The organism is Agrobacterium sp. M50-1, assembly GCF_049843495.1.
In the GTDB taxonomy this organism is placed as follows: domain Bacteria; phylum Pseudomonadota; class Alphaproteobacteria; order Rhizobiales; family Rhizobiaceae; genus Agrobacterium; species Agrobacterium radiobacter.
Genome location: NZ_JBBHZH010000007.1, coordinates 167629 through 192351, shown reverse-complemented (window position 1 = coordinate 192351; position 24723 = coordinate 167629). Strand labels below are relative to the sequence as shown.

The following is a 24723-nucleotide window of genomic DNA, read 5'->3' as shown; positions in this document are numbered from 1 at the left end:
ATCAACGCCTCGTCACCAGAACGCCGCCGGCCAGCGCCGTCAGCACGATCAAACCCTGCACCAGCGTCTGGTACTCGAAGGGCAGGCCCGCAAAGAAAATCACATTACCGATCATGCCAAGCACGAGTGCGCCCGCAATCGACCCGGTCGAGCTGCCGAAGCCGCCGGAAAGCGCCGTGCCGCCCAGCACCACCGCCGAGATGGAGGAAAGCGCCAGACTTGCGCCAAGAAGCGGGTCGCCCGAGGCCGTCTCGCCGGTGAGGCAGAGCGCCGCCAGCGCCGAAAACAGCCCGGAGATCATGTAGGCGCCAATGCGGATGCCGGAAAGGCGCAGGCCCGTCTGGAAGGCTCCGGTGCGATTGCCGCCGACCGCCAGGAGATGCGTGTGAAACGGAATGCGCGATACGATCAGCGTGAAGGCGATGCCGGCCACGAGCACCCACAGCACGAAGGGCACGCCGATGAAGCTGCCGGAATAGGTCTGCCAATAGGCTTCCGGCACCGGAAGACCCGCCTGCGGCAGCACCCAGATCGCCAGCCCGGCGAAGATGATGCCCGTCGCGAAGGTGGTAACAATCGGCTGGAAACGCAGGCCGGAGATGAAGAGGCCATTGACCAGTCCACAGAGAAGCCCGACAGCCGCACCCGCCGCCATGCCGGCAAAGACCGCGCCCGTCGTACCACCCAGCGCCGCGATGACACTGACGGTGACGACATTGGCGAGCGCAACGATGCTGCCGACCGACAGATCGATATCTCCCGCCAGAATGACATAGGTCTGGCCGATGGCGACCAGGATCAGCGGCAGAAACGTCGTCAGGTTCGATTGCAGCACGGAAGGCTGAACGAAGGAGGGCTGCAGAAACGTGTTGACGGCAACGAGAACGGCCAGAACAACGAGGGTGATGATCCAGGGTTGCCTGCGCAGAAAACCGGAAGAGCTCATGCGGCGTCTCCATAGGCGGCGCGGGTCATGTTTACGGATGTCATGTCGGCTCCGGTCAGTTCCGCGGAGATGCGCCCGCCATTAAAGACGAGAATGCGGTCGGCATATTCGAGGATTTCCGCATCTTCCGAGGAATAGAGAAGAATGGTCGCGCCGGCATCGGCCTGCTGCCGCATCAGCGCGAAGAGGTCGGCCTTTGCACCAAGATCAATGCCCTTGGTCGGATCATCGAGCAGCAGCAATTTTGGTGCGGTGGCGAGCCAGCGGGAAATGAAGATCTTCTGCTGGTTACCACCGGAAAGCGTGCCGATCGGCATATCCAGGCCGGCAAATTTCGTTTTCATGTCATCCGCGACCTTCTGCACGCGCGGTCTCAGCGTCGCGGGCCGGATCAGCCGCATCTTTTCGCGCACCATGAGGGCAGCGACGAGATTTTCGAAGATCGACCGGCCCTGAAGCGACGCGTCACGTCCGCGGTCACCCGAGACATAAGCAAAACCACTATGAACGGCCTGAGAAGGCTTGCCGATGGTGATGTCACGACCTTCGAACCGGATTTGCCCCGTTGCAAACGGGTTGGCGCCGAAGAGGCCCTTCAGCAAGGCTGACTGGCCCTGCCCCTGCAAACCGGCCAGACCGACGATTTCGCCCGGATAGGCTTCCAGACTGACGCCGCGAACGCCCTCGCCCGCAACATCCGTTACCTTGAGGCTGGGGACTGCGGCGGCACGCCCCTGCCGGCGAGCCGGTGCTGCGCGGACATCGCCGACCATATCGTGCACGACGGCCTCGCGGCTGGTGGCTGCCGTATCCAGTTCGGAAATCGTCGCGCCATTGCGCATCACGGTGATGCGGTCGCAGACGGCAAAGACCTCATCGAGACGGTGGGAAATCATGATGGTGGAGACACCGTCGGCCTTCTTGGCCCGAAGTATCTCGAAAAAGCGCTGCGACTGGCGGCCATCGAGCGCCGCTGTCGCCTCGTCCATGATCATCAGGCTGGCATTCTGGGCGAATACCTTGAGGATTTCGACAAGCTGGCGCTGATCCGGCGGCAGCGTGCCGACGATCGCATCCGGCGTCAGCCCTTCACCGGCGACACCGTCAAACAGCGCGATCAGTCTCGCCGCCTCGGCCTTCAGCGCCTTGCTGTCAACAAAGACGCCGCGTTTCGGCTCGCGCCCGAGGAAAATATTATCGGCAACGGAAAGCTGCGGAATGAGGCTCAGTTCCTGGTAGAACAGGGCGACACCGGCATTTTCGGCGTCCCGCGGGCTTTTGAAGCGCACGTCCTCACCGTTGAACCTGATTGTGCCGCTGGTCGGAGCCACCGCGCCCGCAACGATCTTGCAGAGCGTGCTCTTGCCGCAGCCATTGGCGCCCAGGAGCGCGTGAATTTCACCGCGGCCCACGGTCAGCCTGCCGTCCGAAAGCGCACGCACAGCGCCAAAATTCTTCGTTATGCCGGCCGCTTCCAAAGCGTTCGCCATCGCATGTCCCCGAATTATGCTTGTCACAGGCGGATGGCCAAGGCCCGGTCCGCACTCGAATTTCTGGTTCGGGCCGGCGTTCGCCGCCGGCCCGAGACGGATATTACTTGAAGAACTCGCCGGCCTGTTCCGGCGTCACGGTTGCCGTGACGGACCAGTATCCGGGCTTTCCTTCTGCAGCCTTGATGTTGTCGGCAAGGTTGTCGTTGCTGACAAAGGGGATCGGAATGTAGATGGCGTTGCCATAGGTGCCACCAAAAATGCCGTCCTTGAATTCCTTACCCTGCAGCTTCAACACCGCGACGTTGAGCGCGCTGGCCATGACGCCGGGAGGATTGACCGAAGCGCCGGAATTGAACTTTTCCTTTTCCCAACGGGTCATGAAGTCCTTGCGGATTTCACCTGTTGCAGCGATGTCCTTGGTCTTGCCGGCGGCTTCGATGGCGCGCCATGCGCCGTCTGCCATGCCGTCCTGCACCCAGACGCCGCTGATATCGGGATAGGTTGCAAGCAGGTTCTGCATGGCCTGCTGGCCCTGCGCCTGATCCCAGCTCGCATTGGCTTCGTTCAGCACCTTGATGTCAGGATATTTCTTGAACACTTCGCGGTAACCGGCGACGCGGGCTTCGTTGGCCGGGTTGCCGGCGATGCCATTGATGGCGACGACGCTTCCCTTCCCCTTCAGCGCATCCGCAAGCCATTGCGCGGACTGGGCCGCCCATGCCTTCTGGTCGATGCCGACATAGATCGCATCCTTCGAAGACACTTCCGCGTCGGTTGCGATGACGAGAATGTTGCGCGCCTTGGCCTGCGCGAAGATCGGGTCGAAGGCCGTCGGGCTGCCGGGATTGATGAGGATCGCATCAACGCCCTGGTTCATGAAGTTGCGGATATGACCGATCTGCCCCTGCACATCGACATTGCCGCTCTGGACGACGACTTCGACCTTGACGCCCTTTTCGCCCCACGCTTTTGCGGCGGCCTGAGCCTCTTCGATCATCTGCGTGCGCCATTCGCTGCCGACGAAGGAATTGGAAAGGCCGATCTTGAAGCTCTGCTCCTGGGCGTGCGCGGACGTGCCGGCCGCCAGCACCATAGCGGCGGCAGCCATCAAATGTCTAAACATGAAATTTGCTCCTCCAAGCACGATTTTCAACTGATGAAACCGTTTACATCGGCGAATGTAACCGGTTTCATAATTGAGTCAATCCCGAGAATGATTTTTATTGCGGCGTGTGGAAAGGAGTTGAAAGACGGCTGGCGGCGTTCGAAAACCCATATGGAAGAGCGGCATAACCACACGAAAAGATCGTATCATCGGGTTTTCGAGAAGCATATGAGCGTCTCCGGGCGGGCAGATTTTCACTCGACTGTGGACAAGCGGAGAATTCCCACATCAAATCACCGCCCAAGACCAGTCAGGAGAACAATCATGGAAATATTGCGCGCGGGAACACGGGCATCGGGCAAAGGCCCGGATGCCTGGTTCACCGGTTCGGTACGTATCGATCCGCTCTTCAACCCCTTCGATGCCGAACGGGTGCAGGGTGCCCAGGTGACTTTCGAACCCGGCGCCCGCACCGCCTGGCACACCCATCCTCTTGGCCAGACCCTGATCGTGGTATCCGGCCTAGGCCGCGCACAGCGTGAGGGTGGGCCGGTGGAGGAAATCCGCCCCGGCGATATCGTCTGGTTTGCACCGGGTGAACGACACTGGCACGGCGCCGCGCGAGATGTGGCGATGACCCATATTGCGCTTCAGGAGGTCAAGGACGGCAAGGTGGTGGACTGGCTGGAACATGTGACGGATGAGCAATACGGCGCATGACGCTGCCCCGCCGATCTGGCGGATGAACGGCCCGTAGCAGCGTGCGGGAGCCCGGCATCCGCAACCGATCCGGTGCGCCTGCGAGCCGCAACGCTACAGAAGCTGTCTGCAGCCTGGACAACGCTCAGGCGCTGGTCACGGATCCTCCCACGTCGATGGATGCGCTCGGGCCATACCGTGGGCCGGATCACTTGGACCGGCTGTCACTGCCCAAGCTGTGAAACTAGCGCATGCATGGCGACGCGCAGTCCATCCGGGTCGTAGTTGACCTCCACCCCCCCATTTCCCATCAGGCCCACGCGGATGAGCTTAGAACCAAATCCTTTGCCGGACGGTAGCGCCACGGGGGGACCGTCCTGTTCATTCCATTCCAGCACGAGTGTGCTTTCGCCACCGACAGCTTGGATCTTCCAAGTCACCGCGACGCTTCCTGCATCATTGGACCAAGCCCCGTATTTCAGCGCATTCGTGCCGAGTTCATGCATCAGGAGCGCAAGGCTCAAGGCAGTCCTTGGACCAACTTCGAGGTCCACACCTGACAGATGATAGCGACCTGGAAGGGAAAGTTGCCGGAGCACGGGATCAATCACAGCCACCATGCGTGCATAGGACCAATTCTGATTGAGCAGAACGTCATGCGCCTTGGACAGCGCATGCAACCTGCTGGTAAAGGCTTCAACAGGCGCTCGATCTCTGACGGGCCGCAAGGTCTGGGTCGCTATCGCCTGAACCATCGCCAGCGTGTTTTTGAGACGGTGGCTTATCTCGTGATTGAGAACCTGCTGCTCCTGCTGCGCGCGGATTCTGGCAATCGCCTCGCGTGTCCGGTCGGCAATCGTACGCACGAAATCGCGTTCTTCAGGCGTGAATTCATGTGGTTTTTCGTAATGTACGAACATGACGCCGGCGAAGGCGCCACGTTCGAGAATGGGGACATTGACGAGCACGGACATGCCCAGCGATTGAAGAAGATCGGCGGAATCCAAGGTTCTCGGATCGGCAGCGACATCCGATATGATGACCAGTTCGCCGCGCTTGAGATCCTCAATATAAGATCCGTAGTCCCGGAATTGATGAAGGCCGGCAACACTGAACATTCCATCCGCACACCAGTCCGGCTGCATCTGCACAGTCTCGGTAACAGGGTCAACGACGCCGTAACCGGCTCTTGTTGCCCCTTGCAGATTACGTGCCATGATTTCCGCTGCCGCGAATGCGACGTCGGCAACCGTGTCAAGCTCGCGGATCTTCTCCCCAAGTTCCAGGAACGCAAGTTGCCTGTCCTCCGAGAGTTTTTGCGCCGTAGCGTTTCTTGCGACCTTGATGAAGCCCGACAGATGGGATGATGAATGATTGGGCATCGGCCGTATCGTGCCATCCAGAAAAACACGCGTGCCATCGGCAGCGAGGTGCCACCGGCGATCAAGAGCAACGCCTTCGCGGGCCGCAGTTTTGACCTCGAGCGCAGGAATACCGGCTGCGCGATCTTCTGCCGTAAACATCTTCTCGAAGGGCCGGTCGAGCATGTCCGCCTCCGACCAGCCGAAAGTTTCCTCGGCGCCGCCGAACCAGCTCGTGATCCGCTGGTCTTCGTCAATAGTAAGGATGATGTAGTCCTTGGCTCCTTCAACGATCAGTCGCAGTTTCGTTTCGCTGTTCCGCAAGGCTTCTATCGCCTGCATGCGATCGGTCACATCAACGAAGATGATGACGAATTTATCTTCTCCGGTGGCCTGGACATAGCCATCGAACCAGCGATCCAGCGAGCCGACCCTGCGCGTGAAGCGCTTGCTTTGCCGGGTCTCCATCGCTTCGGCGACGTCGGAAATCCATTCTTCCTCGAAATCGGGAAAGACGCCTCGCATCGTTTGGCCTGGAACGTTGTCAGCCGCCAGGCCGAGCAAAGCACTCCATGCCGAATTGACCGTTTCATACCGCCAGTCGATGATTGTGCCGTCGAGATCACGGATGACCGAGCCGACGACGATCCCTTCTTCGAGTTGCTCGAAAAGTGCTCCCCAACGCTGCTCGGAAAGGAAGGTGGCGATCTGGTTGGACGCGACCCGGCCGATCCGGCTGAGCAGTTCCAACTCGCTTTCGGTCCAGGTTCTCGGCTCTCCGTCGATTGCGGCAAGCGCTCCAATCACCATCCCGTCAGGCATCGTCACGGGCACGCCCATGTAGGAAATCACACCCAAATCGGTGATAGCCAGATTATCTCTGACGAGGTCGTGAAGCGTTGCGTCTCCGATGATGAGGGGTGCTTTGTCGCGAACCACATGCTGGCAAAAGGAATGTGTAAGCGGCGTCTCAGCCGCTTCGGCCCATTTCTCCGGAAGGCCGAGATGGGCGATGAAGACCTGGCGATGCTCATCGAGAATCGAAATCAGAGCGACCGGACATTTCAGCCCAGCCTTCACGACTTCGATAATATCCTGGAATTCGGATTGGCCCTGAACATCAAGCAAACCAGAATTGCGAACTGCATCAATGCGTTCAGATGGTGAGTTCAAGGTCAATTCCTAGTCACGGAGCAGTGGCGTCATCACGCCGACAATGCGGCCAGCAGGTTGGGAGATAAAACGAGACTTGGCGGCACGGTAGCGGACCGGACGTCTCCACTGACAATAGTTTCAATGAATTGCAGCGCGTTCTGCAAGCCGTTCATCGTGTAAGGTTTCTCAATCGCGCCAAGCGCACCCGCGAAGTCCTCTGGGATCCTCTTCAGATTACCTGAAACGAAGACATAGGGAACTGCGCGGGAAGCAAGATGTTGGCCGACGCCTATTCCAGTCGGGCCGTCCAGTAACTGGATGTCTACGAAGGCAAATTGCGGCGACACCTTTTCTATCAACGAGAGAGCCTGCTTGCTGTCGGCGGCAATGCCGACGATCTCGTGTCCGGCGTCTTCCACTTCGCTCTCCAGCTCCATGGCCAGCAAAGCTTCGTCTTCGACGATCAAGATTTTCACAAAATATCCTCTCAATCTTTTACGGAAAGCGTGACCCGGACGTCGGTGCGGCGCTCATCGACTGTCCTGACGATCGTTGCACGCAGCTGCTTCAGGGAGGCTTCCAGCATTTTCTTGCTGAAGGCGGCCTGTTCCCCATCCACCTCCACCGGAACGACGGTATCGACAACCCTGATAAGGAAGTGCCCGTTGAGCCGCTTCACCTCCAGGTGCAGTTCGCCACCGCCCTCCCTCAGCCCCCTGCCAATGGCGTCGTCAATGAGCTCATTTATGATCAAAGCCAGAGGGGATGCCTTGGTGGCGGGAACCACGACCTCATGAAGGTCCGTCGTGAGATGTATATCGGCCCGTTTCAAGGCGCCGATCTTGTCCAACATCAGGGTATTGGCGAAATCCGCGACATCAAAATGGCCTACGTCCTCGTCGTTCAGAAGCTTTCGCTGGACGGTACTGAGCGCTTCGACCCGATTCAGCACCGACATCAACGTCCGCTCGACGACCTCATTGTCGGTCATGCGCGCCTGGAGTTTGACGATGGAGGCGATCGTCAGAAGGTTGTTTTTCACACGATGGTCGACCTCATGGACCAACGCGGTTTTGGCGCGCAGGGCTTCGGTCAGATCCGCCGTTCTCTTCGCCACTTCTTCCTCGGCGAGATGTCGCGCGCGGGCGAGTTCGGCCTCCTTGCTCTTTATATTGGTGAAGTCGAGCTGCGAGGCGAAAAAGTAAATCACCACTCCGGATACATCGCGCACCGGGCTTACAAACAACGCGTTCCAGAACTTCGTGCCGTCTTTCCGATAGTTGAGGATATCGATGGATATGTCTCTTTCCGACGCAACGGCGTCACGCAGTCTGTCGACCGCGGCCGAATCGGTCTGTGGCCCCTGAAGGAGACGGCAGTTTCGTCCAACCAATTCCTCCACCGCATAGCCGGTGAGGATGCAGAAGGCTGTATTGCAGAAAATGATAGGATTGTCGGGTTGCCGGGGATCTGTAATGAGCATCGGCATGCGGGTGGCCTTGAATGCCGCCGCAAACGGATCTTCGGAAGCATGCCCTGAAACGAGACGCTGTCCGGCGTCTTTGGCATTCTGCCGGGAATGGGGATCGTCTTTCATTCAGCGTCCTGAAAATTGCACGCCCATGAAATGGGTTATCTCGGCTTTTGTTCCAATCCCTGGAAAAAATCAGGGACGCAGCGTCAGTCGCCTTTAAAAGCCCCCGGTCATGAATATGGTTTCGCCTGTCATGAAGCTGCAAGCTTCGGAGGCGAGGAAGACCGCTGCTCCTACCATCTCCTCCGGTTTTCCGGCGCGCCCCATCCAGTTCAGCGTCCTTACATAGTCATCCCAACCCTCCGGATCCTCAAGGCGGCGATGGGCGTTGCGGTCGGTATCAATGAGGCCGGGCGCGAGAGTATTAAGCAACACATTATCGCGCGCGTAGTCTCTTGCCTGGCTTTGGATCAGATTGTGCTGCGCAGCCTTTGTTGCCGCATAAGCGGTAACGACGCTTTTGGGCCTCAGCTGATTGACTGATCCTATGGAGACGATCCTGCCCCATTTCCGAGCCGCCATTCGCGGCAGCGCCGTCTGCAGCATGTCGACCGTCGAGCCCAGATTGACCGCCAGTTGAAACGCCAGATCACCTGGCGTCAACGCCGAGAGCGTGGCATTGATCTGAGCACTGGCGTTGATAACGAGGATGTCGAGTGGCGCGATCGCCTCTGCCTGTTCGATAAGATGCCGGCCAGCATCGGCTTTTGAGAGATCTCCCGCCAGCTCAGACGCCGTTCCGCCGCCTGCGATGATCCGTTCCCGGACAGCTGCCGTGGCGCCCGCCTTCACGCCATGCAGGATGACCTGTGCACCCGCCCCGGCCAACCCTTCGGCGATCGCCGCCCCTATGCCCCGGCTTGAACCGGTGACGAGCGCCGTGCGGCCTTTCAGGCCAAAGATGTTTTCGAGGGACATTCGTTATCCTTCAAACAACGAGACGCGCGCGCCGGAAACTCCCGGGCGACAGGAAAACAGACCGCCTGACAGAGGCGCGTCGGCGAGTGTGGATGCAGGCAGGCGCGTCCGGGCGCTGGTGATGAACAGCGTCGACAGGTCCGGCCCGCCAAAGGCGATGCTGGAAGGACGCGGCACCGGCATATCGATTACCTGATCCAGCTTGCCGTTCGGAAGATAGCGACGCACGGACCAGCCATCCCAGATCGCGCACCAGACCCCTCCCTCCACATCCACGGCAAGACCATCCGGCCGGCCATCGGCGACGGGGATACGCGCGAATTCGCGCCGGTCCGACAGCGTTCCGGTCATGGGATCGCAATCATAGGCGTGGATCAGGCCGGGCACCGTATCAACGAAGTAGAACGTTCTGCCGTCCGGGCTCCAGCCGAGACCATTGGAGACGATGATGCCGCCCTCCTTGCGTTCGAATGCCCCATCGGCGTTGATACGATAAAGCGCGCCGGTGGGTTTTGAGGCGTCAATCCTCATGGACCCCACCCATATTGCACCGTCCGGTCCGCATTTGGCATCATTCAAGCGGTTGTCAGCGATGCCTGCCTCAGGGCTGACGAAGGGTGTGAGGCGACCGGATGCAAAATCAAGCCATTCAATCCCATCCTGAGACGCGACCAGAAGGCGGCCATCGCCAACCGGAATGACCGCGCTCACCAACTTGCCGGTCTCGCAGGTCTCGTTGCGGCCTGTCGCCGGATCGAAACGATGGACAGCAGGGTGGAGAATATCCACCCAGTAGAGAGCGTTCTCGCCATCGTGCCACACGGGGCTCTCGCCCAGTTGCGCACCCCATGGCAGGATACAACTCAAATCAGCACTCGGGCGGCCCGTTGCCGATCGCGGCCTCGGTCTGGAACTGATGGCGACGGCCCCCGCGGCGCCCGTGATGCGCCGCGCGGCGGCAATCAGCTCGCGGCCGGCAGGATGGATGTTGGAAGAATCAAGCCGCGAGGACGGGCCAAGCGCAACGAGCACACCCATCGGCGTATTGTCGCGACCCATGACGGGGGCGGCCACCGAATTCACTCCTGGCAGGTGCTCCTCATAGGAAATCGAATAACCGCGCGCCCGGGTCAGCGTTAGGTCGGCTTGGAGCGCATCGAGCGTGGTGATGGTTTTCGGCGTCTGCACATCGAGCGTCAGACGGTCCAAGAGGGCGCGGCCGACTGCGGGATCCTGGAAGGCGAGCAGCGCCTTGCCCGGTGCCGTGCAATGCAGGGGAACGCGACGCCCCACTTCGACACGAACCGAAAGCCCGTTAGGAGAACGTTCGGCGAGATATTGGGTCATCGTGCCGTCCAGGCGGCAGAGCGCCACCGTCTCCCCGAGTTCCGCCGCAAGCCTCTCGAGCTCCGGTGTTGCGGCGGAAACGAGATCGAAGCTCTCCCAAACCCTGTGCGACATTTCCAGAAAGCGCTGGCCGAGCACATAGGTGCCCCGCGCCTCATCCTGCCGGACGAGTCCATAGGCGATAAGCGTCCGCAAGATGCGTGCAAAGGTCGGCTTTGGCAGACCGGAGGCGCGCAGCAGCTCCGCAAAACGCGGCGGCTCCGGCGCATCGGCGACCATGTCGAGCAGCGTCAATCCCTTGGCCAGCGCGGCCGTCCCTCCCGGTGTCTCCGGCTTCATTGCGTCCGCTCCTTCGCGAGGCGCTGCCGTCTTGCGGCGGCCGCCTCTTCCAGCATCCGGTCCATCGTCCATTGTGCTTCAAATCCCAGAGTATTTTTGATGCGCTTGTTGGACGTATGGTAATAAACGCCGCCGCCGGGAAAATCGACTGTCACGATGGGAAGGCCAGTCAGCGCCGCCATCTTCGGCAGAAGTTCGCTGAAGTCGGCCGGTTCATCCCCGCCGAGATTGAAGGTGCCACCCGCCGACCCGGGGTGATCGAGAGCCAGCAGAATACCGGCAACCATATCGCGCGTATCCGTGATGTGCATGCGGAATGGACGGCCGTTTTCGTTGCGCGCCAGTATATGCGATGGCGCGCCTATATCGCTCGACTGCAGCAACTCGGCTATGGCGGTGTTTCCAAAATTTTCCTGCTGGCGAATGCGCGGTCGCAGGAAAAACCGCGGACCAGAAAAGAAACTGTCTTCATCGAGCAGCTCTTCCGCATCCTGCGTATGAGAGAAACGCAGGATCACCGTTTCCATGCCGCCCGTCCGCTGGTGAAAGCGCACCAGCTCTTCTCCCAGAAGCTTGGTGAGACCATAGGGCGAATTGGGGCGAAGCGGATGGTCTTCGGTGACCGGCAGGAACTGAGGACGGTTTTCCGGATACACCTCCCCGGAGGAGGCAAAAACGAACCGCCGAACGCCAGCCGCCGAGGCTGCGTCCAGAAGCCGATGCGTACCCTCGACATTGACAGCGAACATGCGGTCGCGATCGGCCGGGGCCCAAGACATGAAGGCTCCAAGGTGCAAGACCGCGCTCACGCCCTCCACGGCTTTGGAAACGGCCTGCACATCCTCCAGCGAGCCGACAATTTCCTCGCCACCGGCTCCCGCCGGCTTCAGATCAAGGCCCCGAACGTTTCGGCCCTGCGCGCGAAGTGCTGTTACAACGGCCTTGCCGACACGGCCGGCTGACCCGGTGACAAGGATCATAGCCGTCCTCCGGTTTTTGCGTCGAAGAGATAAAGCTGGGCCGGATCGAAGCCGAGCCGGAGCGCCTCGTTGCCGGGAAGATTACCGGTGTGCGAGACGCGGGCGATCAGTCCCTTGGACTTGCCCTCTTCGCTATCGGCCACCCTTGCGCCTTCATCACCGAAGTAGACGTATTTTTCCGAACCCAGGCTTTCCACCAGTGTCGGGCGCACGTTGAACATCACGGGCGCTTCGCCCAGCGTCAGATGCTCCGGCCGCAGGCCGACGACGACATCGCCTTCATGGGCTGTGGCCGCGGGCATGGCGACCGTCTGGCCAAACAGCGTCAGTGCACCATTGCGAAGTTCCGCATTGAGGAAATTCATGCCGGGCGAGCCGATGAAACCGGCAACGAAAAGATTGGCCGGGTTGTTGAAAAGCTCGTCCGGCGCTGCGATCTGCTGGATGATGCCGCCCTGCATGATAACCACCCGGTCCGCCATGGTCATGGCTTCCACCTGGTCATGGGTCACATAAACGGTGGTGACCCCTATGCGTTTGTGCAAAGCGCCGATTTCGGCACGCATGTGGACGCGCAGCTTGGCATCGAGGTTGGATAGGGGTTCGTCCATCAGGAAGGCCTGAGGCTGGCGCACGATGGCGCGGCCAAGCGCGACGCGCTGCCGCTGGCCGCCCGACAGATCCTTGGGCTTGCGTTCGAGATAGGGCGTCACCTCCAGAATGCGCGCGGCATCGTCGACCCTGCGATCGATTTCCGCCTTGTCCGTACCACGCATCTTAAGACCGAAGCCGATATTCTGGCGTACAGTCAGGTGCGGATAAAGCGCATAATTCTGGAACACCATGGCGATGTCGCGGTCGCCCGGCGCCAGATCCGTGACTTCGTTATCGCCGATGAATATCTGCCCTTCGCTTGCGGGTTCGAGACCGGCGAGGATTTTCAGCATCGTCGACTTGCCGCAGCCGGAAGGCCCGACCAGCACCACGAACTCGCCGTTCTCGATCTCAAGCGAAAAGGGCCTGAGCACGTTGAGCGCGCCATAGGACTTGCTGACGTTGCGAATGGAAATATTGGCCATGCTTATTTCTCCGCGCCAGCGGTGAGGCCGCCGACCAAATAACGTTCCAGGAACAGGTAGATTGCGATGATCGGCAGCGCGATGAACACGGATGCGGCGGAAATGTCGTTCCAGTAGGTGACGTATTCGCCCTGCATCGTGGTGATGCCGAGATTGGCCGTCCAGTTGTCCGGCGAGTTGACGAGGAAGGTGCGCGCATAGGCATAGTCCGCCCAGCTAAGCACAAAGGCATAAAGGGCCGTGGCGGCAAGGCCCGGCGTGGCGATGGGAAGAACGACGCGCACCATCGCTCCGATCGGCGAGCAGCCGTCGACCATGGCGGCCTGTTCCAGCTCTTTGGGAATGGTGTCGAAATAGCCTTTCAGCATCCATGTGGCGAAAGGAATGATCATGGTCGAATGCGCCAGCACCAGCGTCCACAGGCTGCCGATCAGGCCGAAGCTGGAAAAGATCGAAAACAGCGGAATGACGAGCAGTGTCGCAGGCAACATCTTGGCGGTCAGCACGAAGAGACCCATGGTCGCGCCGCCCCTCATCGAATACCGCGACAGCGCATAACCGGCGCTGACCGAGACCAGCATTGACAGCGCCACAGAGCCGATCGCCGCCAGCATCGAATTCCAAAGCCACAGCAGGATCGGTTTTGCCGCCCAGACCCGGGCGAAAATGTCCCATTGCGCATCGTCGGGCCAGAAGGTCGGTGGCAGGCGATACAGCTCATCGGTGGTGGAAAGCGCAGTGACTAGCAGCCAGTAGACCGGGAACAGGATCATAACCAGCGTGAAGATGACAGTCGCATAAAGCGCAAGGCTCTGTAAAAATGTCCGTTTCATCAAAGCCCCCTCAATAGATCGATTTCGAACGCCGGCCGAGCATCAGGAGGCTCGCGACGATGCAGATCACCAGTGTCAGCACGCCGACGGCGGCGGCGCGGCCAAAATTGTGATACTGAAAGGCTTGGTCATAGGTCATGATCGACAGCGTCTGGGTCGAACGCAGCGGCCCGCCGCCTGTCAGAACCTTGATGATGGAAAAGTCCCGGAAGACCCACAGCAGCGTCAGCACCAGCGTCACGCCCAGCACCGGCATCAAAAGCGGGATGGTGATCCAGCGGAAACGCTGCCAGACGCTTGCACCATCCACCTTGGCGGCCGCGTAGTAATCGGCGGGAATGGACTGCAGGCCGGCCAGACACATGATCGACACGAAAGGGAAGCCTTTCCACACCATGGTAATGGCAACCGCCCAGAAGGCGGCCGTAGAACTGCTGACCCAGGGGATCATCTGCTCGGTAAAACCAAGCTTTATCGCCAGCCAGCCGAAAAGGCCGAAAGAGGTATCGAACATCCATGCAAAGATAACGACCGCGATGATTTCCGGCACCGCCCAGGGCAGCGCCATGCCCAGGCGAGCGACGGTGCGGCCTTTGAAACGGTTATTGGCGAGAAGCGCCGTGCTGAGGCCGACCGCGACACTACCGACTGTGACGACGATGACCAGTTTCAACGTCACCCAGCAGGCCAACCAGAATTCCGGCGAGGAGAACAACCATGTGTAATTGCTCAGCGAAAACGGCCGGCTGGCGCCGCCGAGTCTCGGTATCTTGACCTGCTGGAACGACAGGTCGATGGCCAGAACGAGCGGCCAGACGATGATGGCGGCAACCATCAGGACCGCGGGCGCGATCAGAATATAGCCGAGGAGATGTTGCCGGCTGGGGCGCGCAAGATCGAAAAACTTGCGACGCCCAGCCCGAACGGGTTCGGTCATGGATGGTCCTCCTGCCGGATGCGGATGATGGCCATGGCCCTTTACGGGCCATGGCAGGACAACAAGATCAGGACAATGGGGGATCAACCCTTGATGGCTTCGGCCTTCGCCTGCATGGTTTTCGCCACCTCCGCCGGATCGAGATCCTGAATGATCATCCGCTGGCTTTCTTCCATCACCATCTTGCTGAACTCGTTGTAGAAGAGCTCAAGTCCGGTCGGAATGCGGTCGATACCCGCCTCGGATGCGGCCTTCATCGTCTCGATCAGCACCGGAAAATGCGGGATGGTCTTTTCGACGCCCGAGACGTCGGCCTTCGGGCTTGGCGGGGTGTTGCCGCCAAGGGTGGCATAGCTGCGCTGGAATTCCGGCGTCATCGTCAGCTTGATGAAATCCCAGACCAATGCCTTCTGGTCGTCGGGAATATCGGCCGGCATGGCCAGCACGTTGGACGAGCCGCCAAGCGGCGGATGAAGCGGCGGCGCGACATAAACGATGTCGCTCTTGGCCGAACCCTTTTCGGTCGTGCCGTAAAGCCAGGGCCCATCGAGCCGCATGGCCATCTTGCCGTCGGCAAACAGCTTACGCACGTCGCTGGCGCTCATGTCCACCGGGCTGATGCCGCTCTTCATCACGGTTTTCCATCGGGTCAAACCTTCAACCATCTGCGGCGTATCGATGGTGATGTTGCCGTCCTTGTCAGTCCAGTAGGCGCCGGCGTCGAGAATGTAGTTCAGCATCTCCGTCAGATATTGACCCGGCCCGCCCTTGGTTTCATGGCCGGTGCCGAACTGGTCGATAATGCCGTCGCCGTTCAGATCCTTGGTCGTGGCTTTTGCGGCCGCCAGAAACTCGTCATAGGTCTTCGGAACCGCGACGCCCGCATCTTCCAAAATCTTCTTGTTGTAGGCCATCACGAAACCGAAATAGTTGGTCATGATGCAGACGGTCTCGCCGTTCCATTCGCATTTCTGCTGGCCGGCCCAGCCGGTCATGTCGATGCCGTCCTTCTTCAGCCACGGGTCAAGCGGTTCGAGCCAGCCGCTATCGGCAAACATCTGGAATTCGAAGGAGGCGAGATGCACGATCTGCGGCGGCTGATTGGCGGCAAAAAGCGTCGTCATCGTGTCGGCGTAGGAACTACGCTCGGCCTTGGTGAACTCGATCCTGACGCCCGGATGCTGTTTCTCGAAGGCCGCGATGGCGGAACGCCACCATTCACCAGTGCCGGCATCGTCCGTTTGCCAGGATATGAATTTCAAAACGGTATCGGCCATCGCTGGTGCAAGTCCGGTCAAGGTCATTAGCATCGCGGTCGCTGTGCCAAGCGCCAGCTTTTTTATTCTTTTAGTCATGGGTTCCTCCTCCAGAAAACCAAATCAGATACGTTCAATAAGAGCGAGCGCCGCCTCCGACGGCTTGACGCCAAGTCCGGGGCCCGAGGGCAGGTGATATCTGCCTTCGCGGCAATCCATGTCGCCGGCAAGCAGCCGGCGGTTGGGCTCGAAAATCGAGTGCTGGAACTCGTGGCCCTTCAAAGTCGGCAATGTCGATGACGCCTGCAGGCTGGCGGCAAGGAAGATGCCCGCGCCGACTGTCGCGTGCGGAATTACGTCAATGCCCTGCTCGGCGGCAAGAGCACCAATGCGGATGAAATTGGTGATGCCCTTGTGGCCCATTTCCGGCTGCACGATTGCGATGCGGCAGCGTTCAATGCGGGCGCGCATGTCCCAATGGGTGCGCCATTCCTCGCCAACGGCGATCGGAACCTCTGTTCCCTTCGATACTTTTTCCAGCCCGGCGATATCTTCCGTCCAGACCGGCGCTTCGGCGAACCACGGGTCGAACGGCGTCATCTGCGCAATGAGTTCCAGCGCCCTTTCCGGCGTCTGGTTCCAGTGCATGTCGGCGGCAATCTTTGCCTGCGGGCCAAGAACCTGCCGGAGATTGGCGATCTCCGCCGCCGGGCCATCGTCGGCCACCGGCGTTGCGAATTTGAAGGCATCAAAACCACGATCCTGCCAGTATTTCGCCAGTTCCCCTCGCGCCTTCAGTGTCTTTTCGGGCAGCCCCGAAACATAGGCCGGAAAGCTGTCCACGCCGCCGCCGAGAAGGTCGCGCACCGATTTTCCGGCTTCCTGCCCGGCAATGTCCCAGAGCGCGATATCGAGCGCGGCGAGCGCATCCACGTAAAAGCCGCCGGTATAACCGCGCACCCGCATCATGTCGTAAAGATCGTCATAGATCGCCGAAGGATCGGACGCATCCCGACCGACCACGAAACCGGCAAGAAGATCGTTGATCAGCGCGGCGACCGCGCCGGGGGCGACGATGCCATAGGTCTCTCCCCAGCCGATGGTGCCCGCCTTGGTCGTCATGCGCACCAGAACGCTGCGGTCGAAGGTGGGGTAAACCGTGCGATTGCCCTTGCGAACGATATAGCCGTTCGGGTTGACCACTTCACCTTCCCTGAGAGCGCCAAGATAGGGGACCTTGCGCGGCTGGGTCAGGGTGAAAACTTCGACGGTTGCGACGGGGCTGCTCATGCTGCCTCCGGCGTAATGAGGCCGAGCTCGACAAGATTGGCGTCGATATCGGCAATGGCGGCCGAGTCGAGTTCGGGGGTCGGCGCACGCACGCCGATGCCGTCGATGACGCCGCGACGAGCCAGAACATATTTGGTCAGCCGCATGCGGTAGACCGCCTGAAGAACGAGGAGAGGCAGGGTGCGGACGTAGATCCTGCGGGCGTCTTCCGACCTTCCGGCGTTGAGTGCGCGATCGATGGCCACATGTTCCTCAGCGATCTCCAGCGCCGGCATGGCCGCGGTTGCCCCACGGGCATATTCATCGAGAATATAGCGCGCGCCGCCGCCGCCGATGACGCCCTTCAGCGTCGAAGGCGCCTGCGCGATGATGTGACTGATGGCGGGACCGGCGGGAAGCGTCTCTTCCTTGACATAGGTAACCTGCGGCAAGGCCTGCACGATTTCCACGATCGCCTGCGGCGAGAGGTCCGACCCTCGCGGGGCAGGCGCATTCTGCAGGATGATCTCAATACCTGGAAGCGCCTCGATGACCTTGCCGAGGAAGTCGATCAGCGCCGGCCCATCGGTTCCGACCGCCTTCGGCGGCTGCACCATCAGATGCCGGATGCCGAGCGCGGACGCCACTTTCCCGTGTTCGACCACCTCGCGCCAATCAGCAGCACTTGCTCCGGCGACAACGGGCGCACGGCCGCCGACCGTATCGACGACGATCTTCAACAGAACTGCCCGTTCTTCAGCAGTCAGGCTTTCCACTTCGCTGGCGAAGCCAGGAAACACGACCCCGTCCACGCCTTTTTCCAGGGCGAAGGCCACCAGCCGCTTCATGCCTGCTTCATCAATGCCGCCGTTCGCCAGAAACGGCGTCGGCAGAACGGGCAAAATCCCCTTAAGGCCGGCCACCATCATTCTCCTCCTATTTGGTATCATATATTGATACCTTGAATTCACTAATTGACACTAACGCGCATTGCGCCTTATGACAAGCCCCTAATATGAGCGCAGCAGGAGGATAGCCGCATGACAGGACAGCCGACGTCGATCGTAGTTGATTGGGGGACAACGTCGTTAAGGGCGGTGCTTGCCGATAACCATGGACAACCCATCGCTTCCCTGGAAACCGCGGACGGAATAACGACTGTCGCAAAAGGCGGCCACGAGGCGGTTCTTATGGCTGCCCTGACGCCCTGGTTCTCAGCACATGGGACACTGCCGGTCGCGGCCTTGGGAATGATCACCAGTCGTAACGGATGGGTAGAGGTTGATTATGTCGCCTGCCCCGCGGGTCCGGAACAGCTGGCCAGCGGCACGGTCAGGCGAAAGCTGCCGAACGGATCTGATCTGGTCTTCCTGCCGGGTCTCAAGGAGCCCCGGCGGACGCCGTTTCCGGACGTTATGCGCGGTGAAGAAACCCAGATTGTCGGCCATGGCCTCAATGATGAAATCATCGTCATCATTCCTGGAACGCACAGCAAATGGGCGCGGGTGAAAGCCGGGAAAATCGACGGCTTTCAGACATTTGTCACCGGCGAAATATTCAATCTACTGATCAACCACTCTTTCATCGCTAAAGGCTCGACGCAGCCGCCGGTGGATGATGACGATGCCTATGTGTGGGGCCTGAACGAGGCAAAACAGTCAATCGCCATGTCGTCTCTCCTGTTTGCAGCGCGCACGGGCGTGCTGGCCGGCAAGCTGTCTGCCGACCAATTGCGATCATTCGTCCGCGGTCTGGTGATCGGCCAGGAGTTTCGTCAGGCACGGGATGCCGGTTGGTTTGTCGAAAACGGTGAAGCAACCATCGTCGGTAATGACGGCTTGAACGACCTCTATGCCGAGGCGGCGAAAATCTTCGATCTGCAAATTTCGATGGGCGCCGACGATGATTTGACGAGAGGGGCGCTGCAGGTCCTGCATCGGGCGCTTCCGTGAATATCGCGTCCTGACATTACCCGTTTTACCTCAAAGGAGGTGATATGTACCAGTTTCCAGCCAGCATCGGCACCAGCCGCTACGACAGCGATATCATGACCACCCTCATGCGACTGCAGCGGCTGGGGCTGCCAGACGATCCCATAGCGTTTTACGGCTCCTCTTCCTTCCGGATGTGGAGTTCTCTTGCAGAGGACCTCAATTCCCTCAACGCCGTCAACCTCGGTTTTGGTGGCGGCACCTTTCTGTCTGCCCTGCATTACATGGACCAGCTTCTTGTGCCTCTGAAGCCTCGAAGGGCTTTTTTGTATTTCGGCGAAAACGATATTGCCAGCGATGGCCAAACGGCTGAAACGACGTATCGACATTTCCAGACATTAATCGATCGGATTTCCGCAGCCTTGCCACACGCGCAGCTGTTCGTTCTGGCGGTTAAACCCAGCCCGGCACGCTGGATTTATCGCGATGAGTTCGAGCGCTTCAACCACTTGACGCGCGATTGGTGTGACAAGGCGGCGACCGTGACCTTTCTGGACCCTAACGGGCGCCTCCTGGGTGAAAACGGACTGCCCATGTTCCGCTATTATCAACCGGACCTCGTTCACCTGAACGCCGCGGGCTACGCCGTCTGGGCCGAGGCCCTCAAGCCTGCCCTCGGGAAGGTCGCGCGGCCCGAGCGCTAGGAAGACGTAACGTCGGGCTGCGGACAGCCGATTAATAACCGCTCATTTCCAGGTAGCCCCGTCCCGAGGCGTTGCCCGTAAATTCGACCGGCCCGCCCCAAGAAGGGGTCGAAGTCGCCATCCATGCCTGTGAGGTTGAGGCAAAAAACCGTCGGTGAGCCGCGCAACATCAGGCCACCTCTCCGTGTGCATTTGGAATCAATGGGCGAGTCGGATAAGCCTGTCTGTGGGTCTGCTTCTTGTTTTGCTGGGGATCATCCGAGGTTGGAAGTGACGGACGAATTTTCTGCTGAACTTGATGGCCTGCATCACAGTACCTTCGATTATTTCTGGTCCGGCAGCCATCCTGAGAGCGGCCTTCCGAGGGACCGCATGGGATCGGAGGGTCGGCCGATCCACGAAATCACGTCCATATCGGGTGTTGGCTTCGGATTTCTTGCGCTGATCGTCGGCGTTTACCGTTCCTGGATCACAAGGCAGGCGGCGGTCGACCGGGCAAACCGCATGCTGCGATCTCTCAGCGCGGTGAAACTATTTCACGGCGCCTTTCCGCATTTTGTCCATACGTCTGGCGGCAAGACAATCCCATTTGCAAAGTTCGACGACGGCGGCGACCTCGTCGAGACTGCGCTTCTGGTTCAGGCGCTGATCTGCGCCCGCGAGTTCTTTGGCGGGCAATCATCAGGCGAAATCGATCTGCGCCGGTCCGTTAACGACATCGTCGAGGCGGTGGAGTGGGACTGGTTTACACAGGGAAAGCCCGGGCCCCTTTTCTGGCATTGGAGCCCCCGGTTCGGCTGGGCGAAGAACCTGCCGATCGTGGGATGGAACGAGGCTCTGGTGTGTTATGTGCTTGCGGCGGGATCAGCCGCACACGCGATAGACACGGCGTCTTACCACTCCGGTTGGGCGCGCAAGGGCGAAATCAGGAACGGTGAGACTTATCTCGGTGTCAGGTTGCCGCTTGGCGAGCCTTTTGGAGGTCCGCTCTTCCTGTCGCAATATTCGTTCTGCACTCTCGATCCGCGCGGTCTGGGTGATGCCTATTGCAGCGATTATCTTGAACAGGTTCATGCGCACAGCCTGATCAACTATCGTTATTGCAGCACTCGCTATGGGCCAGACGACGGATGGGGTCTCTCCGCCTGTGATGGGCCCAAGAAGTATATCGTCAATTCTCCCACGGATGATCATGGGATCATTGCAACGACGGCTGCGCTCTCCAGCATGCCGTTCCTCCCGGCTCGATCAAAACAGGCGGCCATGCGCTTCCTGCAGTGGCGTGGCGGCGCGCTGATGGGCCGTTTTGGTCTGATGGATTCCTTCGAGCCGTCTACCGGCTGGGTTTCAAAAACGCATCTCGCCATCAATCAGGGCCCGGTGGTTGCGATGATGGAAAACCATCGCAGCGGCCTTATCTGGGATTTGTTCATGAACGCGGCGGAGGTGAGCAGCGGGCTGGTCAAGCTGGGCTTTCGGACGGACAGATACCGGGAAGCAGGCGATCTCCTGGAGGTCCGGTAATCGTCATCCGCCATTTGCGATGACGCCTGCTCAACTTTTTCCAACCCCGACAGATTGATTTTAATCACCTGGTGAGGGTCGTTTCACGCCTCGCTTGACCGCTTCCAGATCAAGGGCTGCCGAAATGTTGTTGCGAACGTTCGGTCTGCCTCACCCCCAGAGAAGAAGCAGATTGCGCAACGCGGTTCGGTGCTCTCATTGTGCAACGACTACCTGCCAGCATCCAAAACGTCTATCGCGGCATTCGAGCAAATCCCTTTGCGAGAATCGGCCCGGTCGGCCTGCCGCTTGGTGAACCACCCGCCTGCTCAAGGGTGATTTCATAAAGCTGATCGCTTCGGGGTGCTGGCAGCGCCGGCCCTTCCAGCTGCGCTGAACGCGTGCCTTCGATCAATCCGAGCGAAACGGGACCAACCTCCTTCGAGGGCAAAGTCCACAGCTGTATCGTCTTGTCTTGCGGAACTGCAAAATCAGCCAGAATCCGAACGGTTGCCTTGTCGTTTCCGAAGTCCTCGACAACCGCCTGGACCTGGCCGCTCTCATCGAGGAGAACAGCGATTACGAGCGGATCGCTCGTGCGCGTAAGACTGAAGGCTAGGCCGGTGGCTAGGAGGAGGCTTGCGGCAATTGCAGAGAGAGCGATGCCACGCCAGCTGTTGGACCTGTTGTCATTTGCCGTCCCGAGCGACGCATCGTGTGCGTCTCTGGTCTGCGGCATCAGGCGAGCCTCAATTTTTCCCCACAGATCGTCTCTGATGACGGCGGGTTCAACGGCAGTATCAAGGGGAAGAAAACGCTCCCGGCTTCTGGAGACTGCCGCCCGCAGAGCAGCATCATGCAGCATTGCAGCGTCAATGGCCTCGGCCTCGTGGGCGTCCAGCAACCCCAGAACGTAATCGTCGGCAAGATCGGGTATGTCTTTGCGGTCAAAGTTCATGCCATGCACTCCCGCAGAGCCATGAGCCCTCGCCTTATCCAGGATTTCGTCGTTCCCAGAGGAATGTGAAGTCTGCCGGCGATTTCACCATGGGAGTATCCCGCCACATAGGCCATCAATATTCCCTGCCGTTTCGTCTCGTCGAGGTTGCCGAGACATTCATAGAGCCGCGAGTTCCTGTCGAGCTTTTGCCATGCGGCAATCACCTCGGTTGCCTCTTCACCATCTCGAAGCCTCTCGACATCCTCAACGGTGATTTCACGTCTCGTATCACGGACAAGATTGAGTGCCCGGTTGCGAACGATCGCGTAAATCCATCCTCGCGCCGATCCCTGGTCGGCCCGGTACTGATGAGCATACGTCCAGATTCGCACAAAGCTCTCCTGAACAACCTCCTCTGCCAACTCGCGCCGTTTGACGATGCGTTGGGCGACGGCAACCAGACGCCCGGCCTCGCGATCGAAAATCAGGCGCAAAGCGTTTCTGTCACCTTTTGCGCAAGCAGCGAGCGCTCTGTCGAGATCGTTCGGCACGGAGCCCATCTGAATCCTTTCCACTCGCGATCGAAAACGCGGCCAGCACCGCATAATACCCAATAGGCAAGTTTATGGATGCAACCTAAAAATTATTTTTCTTTCTGCATCCAAATGCGCTGCCCGCCGTGTCTTGTAGACGGAAGCGTTCAAGCGACGCCATTCCGAATGGTTCAACTCACGGGAGAAACACATGCGCACTATCCGCCTTACTCTGCTCGCCTCCATGGCCCTGACGGCATCTGCAGGCATCGCCGTTTCGGCGCCGGCCCTTGGCCTGACGGGAGACAAGACCCTCGTCATGTTCGATACGCAAAAGCCTGCGGTTACAAAGACAATGGATGTGACCGGCGTAGACAAGCTTGTCGGCATCGACTTCCGTCCGGGTAACAAGACCATCGTCGGCGTAACGCCGGATCATCGCATTGTCACCATCAACCTTGAGACGGGTGCTGCAACCGAGGTGGCCAAGATGGACAAGATGCTGCCCCTTGCCGACGCGCCTGTCGTCGTTGATTTCAACCCCGCCGCCGACCGCCTGCGTTTCATGACGGGCACGACCAATCACCGCGTGCATCCCGACACCGGGGCCGCCACGGTGGATGGCGTACTCGCCTACGAGGATGGCGACATGCACAAGGGTGAAACGCCAAACATCGTCGCCGCGGCCTACAGCAACTCGATCGGCAAGCCCGAGAAAACCGCGATGTACAATATCGATGCCACCATCGGCGCGCTGATCCAGCAGACAAAGCCGAATGACGGAACCCTGAAGGCGATTGGCAAGCTGGGGCTGAAGGAAGCACCGGCAACCTATGCGTTTGATATCCACGGGGAAGAAGGTGGAAAGAACACTGCCTATCTCGCCGCCGGAAAACAGCTTTACACCGTCAATCTGGAAACAGGCGCTGCGACCGAAATCGGCCCCATCACCGGCGTCGAAAGTGATCTACGCGATATTACCATCCTGCCCGCAATGTAATCCTCTGTCGGCAAAGGCACTAAAAGAAAGGGCTGGCTCCGAAATGGAGTCAGCCCTTTTAATTTAGTTGGTCGTAGGGTCACGTTTTCGGAAACAGAACCTTTTCGATGACGTGAATGACGCCGTTTGACGGCTGACGAGCTAAAGACGCCATCGGACGCCCATACCCAGTTCTCGGTACGTCTCAGAAAATTCGCCCGTGCACGCCCTTGAGCGTCAGGCCACCGTGGTTATCTTGCTCCAATTATAGCGGTCACACACGTATTGAGGAGTACGCGGCTGCTTTCGGGGAGGATCTCATGAAGTTTCTGTTGGCCGTTTCGCGCGCCATTGATGCCGCCAATTCAGCCATTGGCAAAGGTATTTCCTGGCTGCTTCTGGCGGCCATCTTAATCAGTGCCATCAATGCCGTCATGCGCAAGGCGTTTTCGATGAGCTCCAACGCCTGGCTTGAATCGCAGTGGTATTTGTTTTCTGCGGTGTTTCTTATCGCTGCCGCCTACACGCTGCTTAACAACGAGCACGTGAAGGTCGATCTGGTCTACGGAAATCTTCCGCGCAAAGGGCAGCTGTGGGTCGACATTCTCGGGACCATCTTCTTTCTCATGCCCTTCTGCCTCATCACAGTCTATCTCTCCTGGCCGGTTTTTCTGCAGAAACTTGCTTCCGGTGAGGTTTCAAACAACACGGGCGGCCTCATTCAATGGCCCGTCTGGGCGCTGATACCGATTGGCTTCAGCCTCCTCGCCGTTCAGGGCGTTTCGGAACTCATCAAGCGTGTCGCGATCCTGCGCGGCGATATTCCCGATCCGGTTGCAGCGGCCGACGCCGCAGCGGCACTGCTCTGATCGAAGGAAAGAA

General features: G+C 59.5%; 24 protein-coding genes. 6 read left to right on the top strand and 18 right to left on the bottom strand.

Annotation, left to right across the window (positions count from 1 at the left end; genetic code table 11):
• Window position 1: 1 nt before the first annotated feature.
• From WDZ78_RS17755 to WDZ78_RS17745, 3 genes are all read right to left on the bottom strand, one after another.
• On the bottom strand, window positions 2-946 hold the full coding sequence (locus WDZ78_RS17755; protein ID WP_425673764.1) for an ABC transporter permease: 945 nt from the start codon (window positions 944-946) through the stop codon (window positions 2-4).
• Entirely contained in the window at window positions 943-2436 is a 1494-nt protein-coding gene (locus WDZ78_RS17750; RefSeq protein ID WP_425673763.1) for a sugar ABC transporter ATP-binding protein, read from the bottom strand. Before WDZ78_RS17750 ends, WDZ78_RS17755 begins: the two co-directional genes overlap by 4 nt.
• A 103-nt stretch (window positions 2437-2539) precedes the next feature.
• On the bottom strand, window positions 2540-3562 hold the full coding sequence (locus WDZ78_RS17745) for a substrate-binding domain-containing protein (RefSeq protein WP_425673762.1): 1023 nt from the start codon (window positions 3560-3562) through the stop codon (window positions 2540-2542).
• Between the two features lie 306 nt (window positions 3563-3868).
• Between WDZ78_RS17745 and WDZ78_RS17740 the strand changes: the two genes are divergently transcribed.
• The gene (locus WDZ78_RS17740) at window positions 3869-4264 is read left to right on the top strand and encodes a (R)-mandelonitrile lyase (protein WP_425673761.1); all 396 of its coding nucleotides are present in this window, start codon (window positions 3869-3871) and stop codon (window positions 4262-4264) included.
• A 203-nt stretch (window positions 4265-4467) separates the two neighbouring features.
• On the opposite strand, the gene WDZ78_RS17735 is transcribed toward WDZ78_RS17740, so the two are convergent.
• The 12 genes from WDZ78_RS17735 to WDZ78_RS17680 form a co-directional block, all read right to left on the bottom strand.
• Window positions 4468-6777 carry a GAF domain-containing protein gene (locus WDZ78_RS17735; protein ID WP_425673760.1) on the bottom strand — a complete coding sequence of 770 codons (2310 nt, stop codon included), beginning with the start codon at window positions 6775-6777 and terminating at the stop codon, window positions 4468-4470.
• 32 nt (window positions 6778-6809) lie between these two features.
• A complete protein-coding gene (locus WDZ78_RS17730) occupies window positions 6810-7235 on the bottom strand; it encodes a response regulator (protein WP_425673759.1) in 426 nt (141 codons plus the stop codon).
• An 11-nt stretch (window positions 7236-7246) separates the two neighbouring features.
• Complete coding sequence (locus tag WDZ78_RS17725; RefSeq protein ID WP_020010289.1) at window positions 7247-8356, bottom strand: PAS domain-containing protein; 1110 nt, start codon at window positions 8354-8356, stop codon at window positions 7247-7249.
• A gap of 93 nt (window positions 8357-8449) precedes the next feature.
• Complete coding sequence (locus WDZ78_RS17720; RefSeq protein ID WP_425673758.1) at window positions 8450-9211, bottom strand: SDR family NAD(P)-dependent oxidoreductase; 762 nt, start codon at window positions 9209-9211, stop codon at window positions 8450-8452.
• Window positions 9212-9214: 3 nt separating this feature from the next.
• The gene (locus WDZ78_RS17715) at window positions 9215-10969 is read right to left on the bottom strand and encodes an SMP-30/gluconolactonase/LRE family protein (protein ID WP_425673757.1); all 1755 of its coding nucleotides are present in this window, start codon (window positions 10967-10969) and stop codon (window positions 9215-9217) included.
• Window positions 10894-11877: an NAD-dependent epimerase/dehydratase family protein gene (locus tag WDZ78_RS17710; RefSeq protein ID WP_425673756.1), complete on the bottom strand. Its 984-nt coding sequence runs from the start codon at window positions 11875-11877 to the stop codon at window positions 10894-10896. The genes WDZ78_RS17715 and WDZ78_RS17710 overlap by 76 nt, the downstream gene beginning before the upstream one ends.
• A complete protein-coding gene (locus WDZ78_RS17705) occupies window positions 11874-12956 on the bottom strand; it encodes an ABC transporter ATP-binding protein (protein WP_425673755.1) in 1083 nt (360 codons plus the stop codon). The genes WDZ78_RS17710 and WDZ78_RS17705 overlap by 4 nt, the downstream gene beginning before the upstream one ends.
• A 2-nt stretch (window positions 12957-12958) precedes the next feature.
• On the bottom strand, window positions 12959-13789 hold the full coding sequence (locus tag WDZ78_RS17700; protein ID WP_142172418.1) for a carbohydrate ABC transporter permease: 831 nt from the start codon (window positions 13787-13789) through the stop codon (window positions 12959-12961).
• A 10-nt stretch (window positions 13790-13799) separates the two neighbouring features.
• Window positions 13800-14726, bottom strand: coding sequence for a carbohydrate ABC transporter permease (locus WDZ78_RS17695; RefSeq protein ID WP_425673754.1), 927 nt, complete (start codon window positions 14724-14726; stop codon window positions 13800-13802).
• A gap of 83 nt (window positions 14727-14809) precedes the next feature.
• Window positions 14810-16081 carry an ABC transporter substrate-binding protein gene (locus WDZ78_RS17690; protein WP_026363630.1) on the bottom strand — a complete coding sequence of 424 codons (1272 nt, stop codon included), beginning with the start codon at window positions 16079-16081 and terminating at the stop codon, window positions 14810-14812.
• A gap of 24 nt (window positions 16082-16105) precedes the next feature.
• Window positions 16106-17272, bottom strand: a complete 1167-nt coding sequence (locus tag WDZ78_RS17685; RefSeq protein ID WP_425673753.1) for a mandelate racemase/muconate lactonizing enzyme family protein — start codon at window positions 17270-17272, stop codon at window positions 16106-16108.
• Window positions 17269-18177, bottom strand: a complete 909-nt coding sequence (locus WDZ78_RS17680; protein WP_026363629.1) for a dihydrodipicolinate synthase family protein — start codon at window positions 18175-18177, stop codon at window positions 17269-17271. Before WDZ78_RS17680 ends, WDZ78_RS17685 begins: the two co-directional genes overlap by 4 nt.
• Window positions 18178-18291: 114 nt before the next feature.
• On the opposite strand from WDZ78_RS17680, the gene WDZ78_RS17675 reads away from it, so the two are divergent.
• A complete protein-coding gene (locus WDZ78_RS17675; protein WP_425673752.1) occupies window positions 18292-19203 on the top strand; it encodes a 2-dehydro-3-deoxygalactonokinase in 912 nt (303 codons plus the stop codon).
• 44 nt (window positions 19204-19247) lie between these two features.
• Complete coding sequence (locus WDZ78_RS17670) at window positions 19248-19886, top strand: SGNH/GDSL hydrolase family protein (protein ID WP_425673751.1); 639 nt, start codon at window positions 19248-19250, stop codon at window positions 19884-19886.
• 31 nt (window positions 19887-19917) lie between these two features.
• Here the strand turns inward: WDZ78_RS17670 and WDZ78_RS17665 are convergent, their stop codons facing one another.
• Entirely contained in the window at window positions 19918-20007 is a 90-nt protein-coding gene (locus tag WDZ78_RS17665; RefSeq protein ID WP_425673750.1) for a lipocalin family protein, read from the bottom strand.
• A 251-nt stretch (window positions 20008-20258) separates the two neighbouring features.
• Between WDZ78_RS17665 and WDZ78_RS17660 the strand changes: the two genes are divergently transcribed.
• Window positions 20259-21410, top strand: coding sequence for a glucoamylase family protein (locus WDZ78_RS17660; RefSeq protein ID WP_425673820.1), 1152 nt, complete (start codon window positions 20259-20261; stop codon window positions 21408-21410).
• A gap of 232 nt (window positions 21411-21642) precedes the next feature.
• Here WDZ78_RS17660 and WDZ78_RS17655 read toward each other — a convergent pair whose 3' ends face one another.
• Both WDZ78_RS17655 and WDZ78_RS17650 read right to left on the bottom strand, forming a co-directional pair.
• Entirely contained in the window at window positions 21643-22347 is a 705-nt protein-coding gene (locus WDZ78_RS17655) for an anti-sigma factor (protein ID WP_425673749.1), read from the bottom strand.
• On the bottom strand, window positions 22344-22889 hold the full coding sequence (locus tag WDZ78_RS17650; RefSeq protein WP_425673748.1) for a sigma-70 family RNA polymerase sigma factor: 546 nt from the start codon (window positions 22887-22889) through the stop codon (window positions 22344-22346). Before WDZ78_RS17650 ends, WDZ78_RS17655 begins: the two co-directional genes overlap by 4 nt.
• A 184-nt stretch (window positions 22890-23073) precedes the next feature.
• On the opposite strand from WDZ78_RS17650, the gene WDZ78_RS17645 reads away from it, so the two are divergent.
• A complete protein-coding gene (locus WDZ78_RS17645) occupies window positions 23074-23862 on the top strand; it encodes a DUF4394 domain-containing protein (protein WP_026363626.1) in 789 nt (262 codons plus the stop codon).
• A 299-nt stretch (window positions 23863-24161) separates the two neighbouring features.
• A complete protein-coding gene (locus WDZ78_RS17640) occupies window positions 24162-24710 on the top strand; it encodes a TRAP transporter small permease subunit (protein WP_020010272.1) in 549 nt (182 codons plus the stop codon).
• Window positions 24711-24723 lie beyond the last annotated feature (13 nt).

Excerpts from the sequence above, each read along its gene's own strand:
- WDZ78_RS17745 (WP_425673762.1), bottom strand. The coding sequence starts at position 3,562 with ATGTTTAGACATTTGATGGCTGCCGCCGCTATGGTGCTGGCGGCCGGC.
- WDZ78_RS17695 (WP_425673754.1), bottom strand. The coding sequence starts at position 14,726 with ATGACCGAACCCGTTCGGGCTGGGCGTCGCAAGTTTTTCGATCTTGCG.
- WDZ78_RS17645 (WP_026363626.1), top strand. The coding sequence starts at position 23,074 with ATGCGCACTATCCGCCTTACTCTGCTCGCCTCCATGGCCCTGACGGCA.
- WDZ78_RS17665 (WP_425673750.1), bottom strand. The coding sequence starts at position 20,007 with ATGGCGACTTCGACCCCTTCTTGGGGCGGGCCGGTCGAATTTACGGGC.
- WDZ78_RS17710 (WP_425673756.1), bottom strand. The coding sequence starts at position 11,877 with ATGATCCTTGTCACCGGGTCAGCCGGCCGTGTCGGCAAGGCCGTTGTA.
- WDZ78_RS17725 (WP_020010289.1), bottom strand. The coding sequence starts at position 8,356 with ATGAAAGACGATCCCCATTCCCGGCAGAATGCCAAAGACGCCGGACAG.
- WDZ78_RS17655 (WP_425673749.1), bottom strand. The coding sequence starts at position 22,347 with ATGAACTTTGACCGCAAAGACATACCCGATCTTGCCGACGATTACGTT.
- WDZ78_RS17640 (WP_020010272.1), top strand. The coding sequence starts at position 24,162 with ATGAAGTTTCTGTTGGCCGTTTCGCGCGCCATTGATGCCGCCAATTCA.
- WDZ78_RS17720 (WP_425673758.1), bottom strand. The coding sequence starts at position 9,211 with ATGTCCCTCGAAAACATCTTTGGCCTGAAAGGCCGCACGGCGCTCGTC.
- WDZ78_RS17680 (WP_026363629.1), bottom strand. The coding sequence starts at position 18,177 with ATGGTGGCCGGCCTTAAGGGGATTTTGCCCGTTCTGCCGACGCCGTTT.
- WDZ78_RS17700 (WP_142172418.1), bottom strand. The coding sequence starts at position 13,789 with ATGAAACGGACATTTTTACAGAGCCTTGCGCTTTATGCGACTGTCATC.
- WDZ78_RS17685 (WP_425673753.1), bottom strand. The coding sequence starts at position 17,272 with ATGAGCAGCCCCGTCGCAACCGTCGAAGTTTTCACCCTGACCCAGCCG.
- WDZ78_RS17750 (WP_425673763.1), bottom strand. The coding sequence starts at position 2,436 with ATGGCGAACGCTTTGGAAGCGGCCGGCATAACGAAGAATTTTGGCGCT.
- WDZ78_RS17690 (WP_026363630.1), bottom strand. The coding sequence starts at position 16,081 with ATGACTAAAAGAATAAAAAAGCTGGCGCTTGGCACAGCGACCGCGATG.
- WDZ78_RS17705 (WP_425673755.1), bottom strand. The coding sequence starts at position 12,956 with ATGGCCAATATTTCCATTCGCAACGTCAGCAAGTCCTATGGCGCGCTC.
- WDZ78_RS17670 (WP_425673751.1), top strand. The coding sequence starts at position 19,248 with ATGTACCAGTTTCCAGCCAGCATCGGCACCAGCCGCTACGACAGCGAT.
- WDZ78_RS17755 (WP_425673764.1), bottom strand. The coding sequence starts at position 946 with ATGAGCTCTTCCGGTTTTCTGCGCAGGCAACCCTGGATCATCACCCTC.
- WDZ78_RS17660 (WP_425673820.1), top strand. The coding sequence starts at position 20,259 with ATGGGATCGGAGGGTCGGCCGATCCACGAAATCACGTCCATATCGGGT.
- WDZ78_RS17740 (WP_425673761.1), top strand. The coding sequence starts at position 3,869 with ATGGAAATATTGCGCGCGGGAACACGGGCATCGGGCAAAGGCCCGGAT.
- WDZ78_RS17715 (WP_425673757.1), bottom strand. The coding sequence starts at position 10,969 with ATGGACGATGGACCGGATGCTGGAAGAGGCGGCCGCCGCAAGACGGCA.
- WDZ78_RS17675 (WP_425673752.1), top strand. The coding sequence starts at position 18,292 with ATGACAGGACAGCCGACGTCGATCGTAGTTGATTGGGGGACAACGTCG.
- WDZ78_RS17650 (WP_425673748.1), bottom strand. The coding sequence starts at position 22,889 with ATGGGCTCCGTGCCGAACGATCTCGACAGAGCGCTCGCTGCTTGCGCA.